Raw genomic sequence first — 11,792 nt, 5'->3', positions numbered from 1 at the left:
AAACAGTGATAAGAAAGAGATTATAAACACCTTATGCCTTTAAACTAAAGCTTTCAATTTTGATTATCCAATAACTAAAAAGTAACAAAAACGATTACAAAGGCTGTTTTATCAGTGTGTGTTACTTTTTTCACTAAAAACAGTTTGCTTCTTGTTCTGAGTTTTTTCACTCATTTTGCTATTGAAGCTAAAGAATACAATTTTCTGCAATTTAACATAGTTTAAGAAAATAATGACAGGATATCGGAGTTTATGCATCACCCATTTCAGTGTCAAGAAGGCGTTGCAGGTCTATAATGTAATAACGTTGTAATGCGTTATCTACACTGCTTTGTGCTTTTGCTTGCCACGCTTCTCGAGCTGATTGATAATCAGGAAAAATACCAACAACATCTAAATCATCAATATTCTTAAATTGATTACTATTAAGATTTTTTAACTCCCCACCAAACACAAGATGCAAAGATTGCTTTTTCTCAGTGGCTTCAGTCATATGTGCCTCCATATCGTCCAAGAAATTTTAGTGAATTTTTTATGTGATTAAACTAACTTTGCCTGACGAACAACATCTATCATATCTTGACAGCAATTATTTTTACCAGCAATCAAAATCCCATATTGATAAGGTTCAATTCCGTAAAATATAAAGGGTGTATCAAGGGATAAAAAACACCCCCCGCATTCTTGTAAAATAAGATCAGCCGCAGCAATATCCCATGCATGACAATTCGGACGAACCAATACAATATCAATCTCATTTTGAGCCACAAGGACAATACGATAGGCAAGAGAAGGAATATGGCGATAAAAATTGATTTTATTGCAAAAGTCTTTCGGCAATTTTTGTGCTAATGATTTATCAATTGAGATTTTATACTTATCGTTAATTTGAGATGTTAAAAGAGGGAGCTTTGTGCCATTTAATGTTGCACCTCCACCATTGACAGCAGCATAAACATCCCCCTTCGCTGGGCATTGCAAGACACCTACGATAGGGCGCCCATTCTCAATAATAGCAATTGAAATACACCAATAAATGCTGCCTGAAAGAAAACCACGCGTTCCATCGATAGGGTCAACCACGAAAGAGCGCTCATAAACACTGTGTTCTCGATCATCTTTTGTTTCTTCTGAAATCCATCCATAATTTGGGCGTGCTCTCAGAAGTTTTTCTTTCAAAAAGTGATCAATTGCAAAGTCTGCTTCACTAACTGGTGAATCGCCTTCTTTCATCCAAACATTTAATGTAGATCCAAAATACTTCATTGCTAGATCTCCTGCCTCTCGACACGTATCAAGCAGCAGATTTAGATCAGAAGAATGATGCGTGTTATTGCCCTGCAAGTGTCATTCCTTCAATTAATAATGTTGGAGCTGCTGTACCATAACGCCGATCAATATCGTTTGCAGGTGTTAAATGTGCTAACATGTGGAGCAAATGAGAACCTAACGTTACTTCGCTTACTGGATAAGCAATTTCGCCATTTTCGATCCAAAAACCAGATGCACCACGGCTATATTGTCCGGTAACAAAATCAATGCCATGCCCGAATAATTCTGTGACATAGAATCCACTTTGCAAAGCTTTGATCATATCATGAGGTGATATATTTCCCGGTTCAATAGCAAAATTGGTGCTGGATGGCTGGACCAGTGATGCTGAACGTACACCATGACCATTGGTTTTAAGCCCCAATTCACGTGCTGAAGATGATGAAAGAAGCCAATTTTTTAAAATACCGTTTTCAATGATATTTAATGCTTGTCCCTCTACTCCTTCTCCGTCGAAAGGGCGAGAAGCATTCCCACGTAGTCGCAAGGGTTGATCTGTCACATGAACATCTGGTTTCATGATTGCTTTGCCCAAGAGATTTTGTAAAAGACTCGTTTTACGCGCCACAGATGCTCCATTGACCATAGAGGCAATATGCCCAGCAATTCCACGAGCCGTACGCGGATCAAAAATAACATCTACAGTTCCTGTTGTAGCACGAACTGCTCCCAAACGTCTAACGGCTCCAACACCTGCATTTCTTCCCACAGTTTCTGCGGCTTCCAGATCAGAAAAATGGAGAGCAGTTGTATAATCGTAATCCCGCTCCATCCCTGTTCCTTCACCAGCAAGGGCACTACAAGAACGTGAAAAACCACTGGAGTGATAAGCACCACAGAAACCATCGCTGGTGACAAGAACAAAACCACTATGACCATAAGCTGCCGTAGCCCCACCAGAATTGCTTACTCCTTTAACATCAAGGGCTGCCGCTTCTATTTTTAAAGCATCTTCTGTTAAAAAATGACTGTGCGGAACAAAATCATCAAAAAGATCAAGATCTTTAGGATGTTTAACCAAAGATTCTTTATCTGCCAAACCTTCAAATAAACTGTCAGGAGAAGCTTTTGCCATTGCAACAGCACGTTCTGCAAGTTCTTGCGGATAAGCTGCTAAATTAGCAGAAACACTTGCTACTTTTTTTCCGACAAAAACCCTTAATGTAAAATCATTGCTTTCTGAAGCTTCTGTCGACTCAACTTTTCCAAAACGAACCGATACACTGGTTGAGTGTGTGCGGACAATAATAGCATCAGCAGCATCTGCCCCAGAACGTTTTGCCGATTCAATCAATGAAGCGGCTTTATCAATCTGGTTTTTGTCAGTCATCATGGACTCCCTTAAATATTAATGATTCATATGGATAAGCAATTTGGCACATTTATATAAAATGTGAATCTTATATACTCATCGATAAAAAAATATGCATCATGAACGCACTTTTCTTCAAAAAATTCAGCAATTTCCTTTTTAGCTTTTTTCAAAAAGGTGCAATACATTATCAATTTTTAGGATTCAACCATTTCACTCTATCGTATGTTATTGCATAAGTCAAAATCGTCTTTATCATCAAATCACTAGGAAATTATGCAATAGCACTTGGCTTCATTTCAATTTTCAAGTGTTCCAATAATTGGTAGATATCCTAAACTATGTATTCTCTTGCCATGAAGCTCTAGCAGACTTTCATACTATTTTTCCTATGGTACTCTTTAATTTTCGCGAAAACATAAGGAAATACCACGATAATACACCGTCTTTAATATTTAGGGTCTCTCTCCTCATGAACAAAATAATTTTGTAAAATTCTTGTAAATGAAAGACAAACAATAGAAAATGCAAAAGATAATCTCATTTGTTATGATTTTATCAAGAACAGCAGTCATTATTTTTTTGACTATAGATAATTTAGCACAGACTTTTTTCATATTTACCGAAAATAAGCTTATCATCATTACACTCACTCTCGATATTACCGGATATAATTAATGAATATCTTGCCTTTTTTATGCGCCATAATGAACCAGCGACGATGTTATTCAACAAACAGTTTAATGACTCCTTTTACATCCATTCTTCAGTTTATTTAAAAAAGCAGAATATCGTTTCAGCTAAATGTGCAAGAATGGTCGTTTATAATCTTTTAGCAGACAAAAAGATATTTGACAGTAAAGAAACATCTTTGCATATAAAAATTAATCATTTTTCGAAATGATATGCCCAATGAAGCTAAGCCAGTTTTGATAGAATAGATATTCTAGGCACTTTATGATTGTGCGTCTTTCAAACTGCATTCTTTAAAAGAGCTCAATAAAGCAGACATGATTAGCTTGTAAAATTCTTATAAAATAACAATTAGCAACAGTAGCTTTCTTAGTTGTCAACAAAAGGAGCATTTTATAAAAGCTTGGGTGTAGAAGCGATGCGCCATAATGATTTGATAAAAGTTAAATAAATAATCCCAAAGTACTCTGTGAATGGTTATCTCGTAAAATACCATTGGTTCAAAGACTTAATTCTCACGCAGGCCATAAACCTATACTATTTCTCTTTTTGCAACAATATCAATTCTCTTCAAAATTAAGCATTCCTATGAGATAGTTTTATCTCCAGTAAGAGCACGCCGGCTCATTTCAATCATCGCATAACGAAGGTGTTGCTTAATTTTTGTACCAATAATCATTCCAAAGAGAGGAGCAAGTAAGCCAGACATTGTTACTGTATGACGAATTTTATTTTTTGAAGAGTCTGAATCTGTTGAAATAATATACTCATGATTGAAACTCATGCGCGTAAAAGGAAGTGTGGCATAATCAGAAAAACAAACGTTTTTAATAACTTTATCAAGTATAAAAGTTACTTTTGGTCCTTTTTTAGGTTTCATTTTTCCTATCGCACCTTCTGTGAAAGCACCAGAGAGTTCTACCCACTCTAGTTCGTGATCCCAGCATGGCCAAGTTGCCACGTCTTCCCACATGGTCCAAATTTGTTCAGCACTTGCTTCTGTATTAATTTCTTCACTATATGTCCATTTAAACATATATTTCCCCTTTATATTTTATACAACTATCATTTTAGTGATTAAATACATAAATGTTTAGGCTAAAAGAAACCCTTAAGTCTAATACATCTCCTTCAGAAGTTCAATTCTATATAGCAGTGTCATGGCAGAGGATGAGTTGATACCAACCAATTATTTTAGATTATATTTTAAGGCAACAAAGACATTCAGTTATTTCAAATAAATATTCTTTAAATACTTTAAAGTAGCCAAAATAGTTTAAAACTAGCCCTCATGAATTCCCATTGCTTTGCGAATTAGGGTCGCATCATAGGGTGCAATTTCAAAAAAAACTCGTCGTGCCAATATTCCCCAATGATGGTTTGTTAAAAATTCAAGACCTTGAATTTTTTTTAAAACAACAGATTGTGCTTGTTTATGAAAAATAACATCTTTTCGAAAAGGTGAGAAATGAGGCATTTGCTCTACTTGGTAAATGTGATTATCCTTAAATATACATTGGAACTCTATTGTTCGTAGAATCTGTCCAGTACCCATTTCGCATCGTGGACAGTAAATGAACACCTCATCTCCTTTAGACGTCTTTTGAAGTGGTCCAGCCTTACCGTGACAGACTTGAAGAAAGCCAAATTTTGCTGCAAGGCATGCGTGCTCTCGAGAAATCACAGCTATCCAATGTTTCATTTATATTCATTCTTTCACAAAGTAAGCAATATTTTATACTGAAATAAATTTTTCTTTTTAAGTATTCAATAATGACGGCAGACTCTACACACTACTGAAGATGTAAGGGTACATTGAATGGATTAAATCTCTAAATTGCTGATAAGCGGTTAATAATATCGTATGAATAAAAAGGAATAAATCGTAAGAAGTTATCACACTTAATAGTGCACAGTATAATTTTTCAATAAGGAAGTCTCGTAAAAAATTATTGAGTAAAAACTTCAGGATTTTTAAACTCTCTCAAATGAACTATTTTTAGTGCATTTGCGTCTAAAGGAAATATCTTCCCTCTCTGCAAATCATCTAACTCACCTTACAATTGCTCTTATTTTAAAGCGTAAGACAGAGAAAGTTCGATACAAAAATCAAAAATATATGGAAAAAAAATCTTATTTGGTGTGGTCATAAGTTTTTGATAAAAATAAAATTGCATAATTTTTATGGTTTTCACTTATGCATAAAAACAGCTTATATACAGATAATATTGACGATATCATACCTTCAAAATCACATAACATTTTGCATGACAATAAATCTTTGTTGAAACAATTTTGAGAGATAAGATTACAGTTTTTAACTGTATTTTTCATAATGAAGACGAAATTGTTAACGATTTTGTAGAGCACAGGAAAAAATCCAACCGTATATCAAAAGGCAGGCAAATTAAATAGCTAAAGACAAATAACTTTTGATATATTTCAATGCACTAAAAACAAAAAGTGGTGCCGCATGCCGGATTCGAACCAGCGACCCCATCATTACGAATGATGTGCTCTACCAACTGAGCTAATGCGGCATAAACTTATAGACTTAATTAGACCAAAATCAGTTAAAGGGTAATAACTAAAAGTATACACAAAAGCAAGTATACATTTTTTCCCATAATTTATTAAGATACAGTTATGATTGAGGTAGGAAAAGGGATTGCAAAAGTTCAGAACAAAACAGTATTTTTTAATTTTGATGATGTAAAATATGTTTTGATTTATCGCTACGTTCAAATTTTAGAAGTTAGTATGAAGAGCATATCTTCGGGGCAAAAGTAATATGAGGATCTCTATAAAAGATAAAAATGCTGATTTTAAGAAAAAATTTATTGAACACGTGATGAGAAGAATGGAAGGTATCACCAACTTTTATGCTGTAAAAGAAGACCAGTGAAATTGGTAAAAAGGCACTTCTCATTTTTATAAAAATAGGAATAAGAAGGGTAATTTAATAAAATTGAATACGTATTGTATTTAAGATGGAGTAAGAACTATGGTGGATGAACATCGATTGATAGAATTGGAAATGAAAGTAGCTTATCAAGAAAAGTTTATTGATGAGCTTTCTTGTGTAGTAACAGATCAATGGAAAAGTTTAAATGAGATGTCTAAAAAATTGGATATTTTAACAAAGCGATTTTCAGATTTAGAAGAACGGAGTGTATCTGAAGCTGTTATTTTGCCATTTCCTCGTCAATAAGGATAGACACTTAATCTTAAAGCTTTCACTTTTTTCAGGAATCGCTCTCTTGGGTTTTTTTAAAGATATAATGGTTGGCAGGTTGTAATGAAAATGAAGTTTTCTCAAAGTTTAGGGATTGCATATGACACAATAGACTTTATAAGAAACTGTACAGGATTAACATCAAATATATTTCTCTATTAAGTATACAATATTTTTTGAAAAGGCTTTGGTTTTTCGTGTTTTAAGATATAAAGTATTATTGCTAGGGCACCAAAGATAGACCATACCGGTAAATGAATGAGAGTCATGCAAACTGAAGACAGAAAAGTTGGTATGATATTACTGATCGATTGGTTAAGGCTACAGATATCTGTTTGCAGAATATTGGCTAATATTTTATTTAAGGGAGTGGTTGTCCAATGTGATGTGCTCACAGAGTGTGCACTATCAAGGGCTAATGTTATGATTGTTAGCGTAACAAAAATGAAGACTATTAATTTAAGTAAAGGGCTAAGCATCTTTCTTCCTATTAATTTTAATAAAACAATCACGTAATGCACAGCAAGACAATGAGTTGCATTATGACAAGAAAAATAACTTTATATTTTCTTTCAGAGTTTTTGTTGAAAAAAATGTGGTCGAAGATACTATCGACCTTTTGTATAAAAGTTAATCAATCCCGAGGGGGGAGTGAGGAATAATGTGTAATGATACGAATGATGAATTGAAACGTAATCTTCAAAACCGCCACCTTCAAATGATTGCTTTGGGTGGCGTTATTGGAACAGGGCTTTTTTATGGCTCAACAGAGGCAATTCAATTAGCGGGTCCTTCAGCTATTTTAGCTTATCTTATTGGTGGACTTATTATGTATTTCATTATGCGTATGCTTGGTGAAATGTCCGTAGAAGAACCAATATCGGGTGCTTTTAGTTTTTTTGCTTATAAATATTGGGGGAGGTTGGCTGGTTTCATAACAGGTTGGAATTATTGGTTTCTTTATATTCTTGTAAGCATGGCGGAGCTTACAGTGATAGGATTTTACCTCGATCATTGGATTTTGATTGATCATTGGAAGTCATCTTTCATTGTTCTTGTGCTTGTTACATTCGTGAACTTGTTTAATGTTCGTTTTTATGGAGAATTTGAATTTGGTTGTGCTTTGATCAAAGTTGCTGCTGTTATTGGTATGATTATTTTTGGGATTTTTCTCATTGTTACTGGAATAGGGGAAAAACAGGCGAGTATTCATTATCTTTGGGATCATGGTGGTTTTTTCCCTTATGGAGCAATAGGAGTTATTTTGGCTACTTCTGTAGTCATGTTTTCTTTTGGAGGGACAGAGCTTATTGGTATTGCTGCTGGAGAGGCATCTAATCCGCAAAAAACAATTCCAGCAGCTATTCGTCAAGTGATGTGGAGGATTATAGTTTTTTATATTGGTTCTATCAGTGTTATTATGATAATCAGCCCATGGGATATGATTGAAAAAAATGGTAGTCCTTTTGTTACAATTTTTGAAACTGTAGGAATTCCTGCGGCTGGTCATATTTTGAATTTTGTGGTCATTATGGCTGCTATTTCTGTTTATAATAGTGGTATCTATTCTAATGGTCGGATGCTTTATAATTTATCTATACAAAAAAATGCGCCACATATTTTTAGTAAACTGAGTAGTGCTCGTGTTCCTTATGTTGCTATCCTTTTTTCATCATTTTGTACGGCGATAATTGTTGTTGTTAATGCCCTTGTTCCTGATAATAGTTTTATGCGGATTATGGCTCTTGCGACTGCTGCAGCGGTTATTACTTGGGCTATTATTGTTATTGTTCATTTGAAATTTCGAAAAGCACATAAGAATAGGAAAGGGGATTTTACTTATGCGTTTGGTTTATATCCTTACGCTAATTATCTTTGCCTCTGCTTTCTTGTTTTATTATTTTGCATTATGTTTGTAAGTGGCTTTGGAAAAAATGGGTTAATGACTCGACTTTTTGATATGATGGGAATAAGAATGTCTTTCCTTGAGACATATATCCCTGTACAGATGCCTGATATGAGTTTGGCAGTTATTATTATTCCGATATGGTGTTTAGTCTTATTCTTAGGCTATAAACTTAAGCGATAACATGAGAAGAGGTGAGATAAAGGGATTGATTGGAATAAATCTTGGGGATTATAGAGTTTGATAGGGTAACGCAAGTCTTTGGTGATTTGTGTGTTCTAAGGGATATTACGATACAGCTTACCGAAAGACGAATTGCCGTTATTGGTGCAAATGGTTCTGGAAAAAGTACATTTGTTCGTCTTATCAATGGGCTACAGTTACCCTCTCATGGTTCTGTAAACGTTGATGGGCTTGATACAAAGCGCGATGCAAAAGCGGTAAAGCGTAAAGTAGGATTTGTTTTTCAAAATCCTGATAATCAGATTGTTTTACCATTAGTGGAAGAAGATTTATCTTTTGGTCTCAAAAATCTAAAACTTAGTAGAGATGAAATTAAGAAGCGTATAGATGAAATTCTCCAGCGCTATGATCTGGAAGCTTTTAGAAATCATGCGGTTCATTTATTAAGCGGTGGACAAAAGCAACTCATTGCTATTTCCAGTGTAGTTGCGATGAAGCCAGACTATATCGTTTTTGATGAGCCAACGACATTACTTGATTTGCGAAATAAACGCCGCGTGACACAGGTTATAGAAGAATTATCACAAACAGTAATTGTTGTATCGCATGATTTGGAGTTTCTCAGAAAATTTGATAGAGTGCTTGTTTTTGATAAGGGGGAGATAGCAATTGATGATATACCTTTTGTTGCTATCAAGGAGTATATAAGAAGAATGTCATGATTGGTTTATATATTCCAAGGGATAGCTTTATTCATAGGCTTAGACCAGGAATAAAGTTATTATTTCTTACGGTGTGTGGGACCATTATAATAATGGTTTCATCCATACCGTTTCTTGGGCTATTTTTATTGTTTGTAGTCTTATTTTATAGAGTGGCTAAGATCCCTTTGAATACTGTAATAAAGCAGTTTAAATCGATGGGATTACTTTTTATTCTTCTCTTTGTATTTCAAACTATTTTTAGTAGTTGGCTTACGGGAGTCGAGGTCATATTACGCCTTGTTATCCTTTTTTCTTTATCATCACTTATTTCATTCACGACAAAGGTTTCAGATATGGTGGACTCCATTGAAGCGGGGCTTCAGCCCTTTCGTTTTTTTGGTATAAATCCATCAAAAGTGAGCATGGTTATTTCTATGGCGATCCGCTTTATTCCTCTTTTGAGTGAAAAGTTTCATGAAGTACGCGAAGCGCAGCAAGCACGTGGACTTAATACCAATCTTGTTGCTCTTGCAATACCTTTAATTATACGAACCATAAGAATGGCTTCAGAAGTGGCTGAGGCATTGGAAGCGCGTTCTTATGATACTGATACTGTTGATAAAGTATCAAACAGTAATTGAAATTATTGCCTCATGAAAGAATAATCAAATGAATACAAAAGACTTAGCCTACATTGCTTTATTTGCTGCTATTTATGCTGTTTGTGGCCTGTTTCCCCCTATTTATCTTCCTTTTTTTCTTGGGGTTCCTGTTACAGCCCAGTCTATGGCTCCGATGTTAGCAGGATCAATAGTTGGGGCAAAAAGGGCCGCTTTAGCATCGCTTCTTTTCCTTGTCCTTGTTGCGATTGGATTGCCTCTATTACCTGGTGGTCGTGGTGGAATCAGTGTTTTTTCAGGCGTTACCAGTGGTTATCTCATAGGTTTTCCATTTGCAGCCTTTTTTATTGGCTTAATGGTTGAATTATTTTGGCAACGATTAAATTTTGTAATATTATTTATGATAAATGCTGTGGGTGGTATAGGAGTTGTTTATGCTTTTGGTGTTTCATGGACAGCCTATATGACTAAAATCTCTTTACTGAAGGCTTTAATAGCTTCATCGGGTTTTTTGATAGGTGATTGTTTAAAAGCTTTCATTGCATCTTTTGTTGCACTTGCGATTAAAAAATCTATTCCTCTCATTCAAATAAGGAAAAAATAGTTTTTTGTTTTAAATGTATTTTATAATAGAATAGATTTAAAAATATTGATTGTTAATATAGTAAATATTACTTAAGTAATTATTTGTTTGATTTTTTAATAAAAAAATAAATTATTTTTAATAATAGAATTTATTTCATAAGTAAACTATTATTATATTCTATTAATTTATTCAGCTTATTAATGAATGTATTATTTTATCTCTATATATTTATAATGCTTAGAAGTATGTTCTTATTACGGGAGATATTGCTACTTAATGATAACAATAACCAAAGATCGTTTTATAATAAAGGAATAATTTAGTGAGTACAAAAGATCTAACTTACATCGCTCTATTTGCTGCTATTTATGCTGTTTTAAGTCTTTTTCCACCCATTTATCTTCCTTTTTTTCTTGGGATTCCTATTACAGCTCAGTCTATGGCTCCAATGTTAGCAGGATCAATAGTTGGGGCAAAAAGAGGAGCTTTAGCATCGCTTCTTTTCCTTGTCCTTGTTGCGATTGGATTGCCTCTATTGCCGGGGGGACGTGGGGGGATCAGTGTTTTTTCAGGCGTTACCAGTGGTTATCTCATAAGTTTTCCATTTGCAGCCTTTTTTATTGGCTTAATGGTTGAGTTATGTTGGCAACGGTTAAATTTCATAATATTATTCTTGATAAATACTGTGGGTGGTATTGGAATTGTTTATTCTTTTGGCATACCATGGGTGGCTTATATGACTGGGGTTCCTTTGCTGACAGTTTTAATAAGTTCATTAGGTTTTTTAATTGGTGGATTTATAAAAGTGCTGATTGCATCTTTTGTTGCACTTGCAATTAAAAAATCTGTTCCCCTCATTACCTCAAAGGAAAGATAGTTCTATATTTCAAATTGAGAGATGACACCACAGTTTATATGAGGACAAAAAGGAAAAATACGCTAAAGATTCCCTGTCTTATTTTCTTGTGCTATATTGAAGAGGTAACATAAGAGAAAAAAATAATCTTATCATATAGTTTTAAAGTTGCTATCTAAAAAAGTATTATAAAATATGCTCTTAGCTAAGAGATATAAAAATTACAAAAACTCTTTTTATAAATATACTGAACTATTTTTATTTATTTAAGATAAAAGTTCTAAAAATTTTTAACTATTTTACTAAATATTAAGTATAAATATTTTTAATATTTATATATATTAAAATTATGTTATAATAATTAT

Annotated in this window: 11 protein-coding genes and 1 tRNA gene; 6 read left to right on the top strand and 6 right to left on the bottom strand. The window is 34.0% G+C overall.

All coding sequences use genetic code 11. The features are described from left to right. Positions 1-250: 250 nt before the first annotated feature. The 6 genes from FS875_RS08235 to FS875_RS08210 all read right to left on the bottom strand — a co-directional run bounded on the left by FS875_RS08235 (position 251) and on the right by FS875_RS08210 (position 5,877). Entirely contained in the window at positions 251-493 is a 243-nt protein-coding gene (locus tag FS875_RS08235; RefSeq protein ID WP_144755539.1) for a DUF4170 domain-containing protein, read from the bottom strand. Positions 494-540: 47 nt separating this feature from the next. Continuing rightward, entirely contained in the window at positions 541-1,344 is an 804-nt protein-coding gene (locus FS875_RS08230; protein ID WP_144755536.1) for a 3'(2'),5'-bisphosphate nucleotidase CysQ, read from the bottom strand. Continuing rightward, the gene (locus tag FS875_RS08225) at positions 1,331-2,662 is read right to left on the bottom strand and encodes a TldD/PmbA family protein (protein WP_144755542.1); all 1,332 of its coding nucleotides are present in this window, start codon (positions 2,660-2,662) and stop codon (positions 1,331-1,333) included. Before FS875_RS08225 ends, FS875_RS08230 begins: the two co-directional genes overlap by 14 nt. A 1,261-nt stretch (positions 2,663-3,923) precedes the next feature. Further along, on the bottom strand, positions 3,924-4,373 hold the full coding sequence (locus FS875_RS08220; RefSeq protein WP_144755533.1) for an SRPBCC family protein: 450 nt from the start codon (positions 4,371-4,373) through the stop codon (positions 3,924-3,926). Positions 4,374-4,619: 246 nt separating this feature from the next. Continuing rightward, positions 4,620-5,039 carry an EVE domain-containing protein gene (locus FS875_RS08215; RefSeq protein ID WP_144755530.1) on the bottom strand — a complete coding sequence of 140 codons (420 nt, stop codon included), beginning with the start codon at positions 5,037-5,039 and terminating at the stop codon, positions 4,620-4,622. Positions 5,040-5,801: 762 nt separating this feature from the next. Next, positions 5,802-5,877 (bottom strand) — tRNA-Thr (locus FS875_RS08210). Between the two features lie 464 nt (positions 5,878-6,341). Between FS875_RS08210 and FS875_RS08205 the strand changes: the two genes are divergently transcribed. The 6 genes from FS875_RS08205 to FS875_RS08175 all read left to right on the top strand — a co-directional run bounded on the left by FS875_RS08205 (position 6,342) and on the right by FS875_RS08175 (position 11,448). Beyond that, positions 6,342-6,548 (top strand): SlyX family protein, encoded by a 207-nt coding sequence (locus FS875_RS08205; protein ID WP_144755527.1) that lies wholly within the window; start codon positions 6,342-6,344, stop codon positions 6,546-6,548. A gap of 685 nt (positions 6,549-7,233) precedes the next feature. Further along, positions 7,234-8,661: an amino acid permease gene (locus tag FS875_RS08195; protein WP_144755521.1), complete on the top strand. Its 1,428-nt coding sequence runs from the start codon at positions 7,234-7,236 to the stop codon at positions 8,659-8,661. A 41-nt stretch (positions 8,662-8,702) separates the two neighbouring features. Further along, entirely contained in the window at positions 8,703-9,383 is a 681-nt protein-coding gene (locus FS875_RS08190; RefSeq protein ID WP_144755518.1) for an energy-coupling factor ABC transporter ATP-binding protein, read from the top strand. Continuing rightward, complete coding sequence (locus tag FS875_RS08185; protein ID WP_144755515.1) at positions 9,380-10,006, top strand: energy-coupling factor transporter transmembrane component T family protein; 627 nt, start codon at positions 9,380-9,382, stop codon at positions 10,004-10,006. Before FS875_RS08190 ends, FS875_RS08185 begins: the two co-directional genes overlap by 4 nt. Positions 10,007-10,034: 28 nt before the next feature. Beyond that, positions 10,035-10,589 (top strand): biotin transporter BioY, encoded by a 555-nt coding sequence (locus tag FS875_RS08180; RefSeq protein ID WP_144755512.1) that lies wholly within the window; start codon positions 10,035-10,037, stop codon positions 10,587-10,589. A 304-nt stretch (positions 10,590-10,893) separates the two neighbouring features. Continuing rightward, positions 10,894-11,448, top strand: a complete 555-nt coding sequence (locus FS875_RS08175; protein WP_144755509.1) for a biotin transporter BioY — start codon at positions 10,894-10,896, stop codon at positions 11,446-11,448. The last annotated feature ends 344 nt before the right edge of the window (positions 11,449-11,792 follow it).

It is taken from the genome of Bartonella saheliensis (genome assembly GCF_902162175.1).
Note: the sequence above shows the minus strand (reverse complement) of the source record. Positions and strands in the feature narration are given on the sequence as shown.

Excerpts from the sequence above, each read along its gene's own strand:
- FS875_RS08220 (WP_144755533.1), bottom strand. The coding sequence starts at position 4,373 with ATGTTTAAATGGACATATAGTGAAGAAATTAATACAGAAGCAAGTGCT.
- FS875_RS08180 (WP_144755512.1), top strand. The coding sequence starts at position 10,035 with ATGAATACAAAAGACTTAGCCTACATTGCTTTATTTGCTGCTATTTAT.
- FS875_RS08195 (WP_144755521.1), top strand. The coding sequence starts at position 7,234 with ATGTGTAATGATACGAATGATGAATTGAAACGTAATCTTCAAAACCGC.
- FS875_RS08235 (WP_144755539.1), bottom strand. The coding sequence starts at position 493 with ATGACTGAAGCCACTGAGAAAAAGCAATCTTTGCATCTTGTGTTTGGT.
- FS875_RS08215 (WP_144755530.1), bottom strand. The coding sequence starts at position 5,039 with ATGAAACATTGGATAGCTGTGATTTCTCGAGAGCACGCATGCCTTGCA.
- FS875_RS08205 (WP_144755527.1), top strand. The coding sequence starts at position 6,342 with ATGGTGGATGAACATCGATTGATAGAATTGGAAATGAAAGTAGCTTAT.
- FS875_RS08185 (WP_144755515.1), top strand. The coding sequence starts at position 9,380 with ATGATTGGTTTATATATTCCAAGGGATAGCTTTATTCATAGGCTTAGA.
- FS875_RS08225 (WP_144755542.1), bottom strand. The coding sequence starts at position 2,662 with ATGACTGACAAAAACCAGATTGATAAAGCCGCTTCATTGATTGAATCG.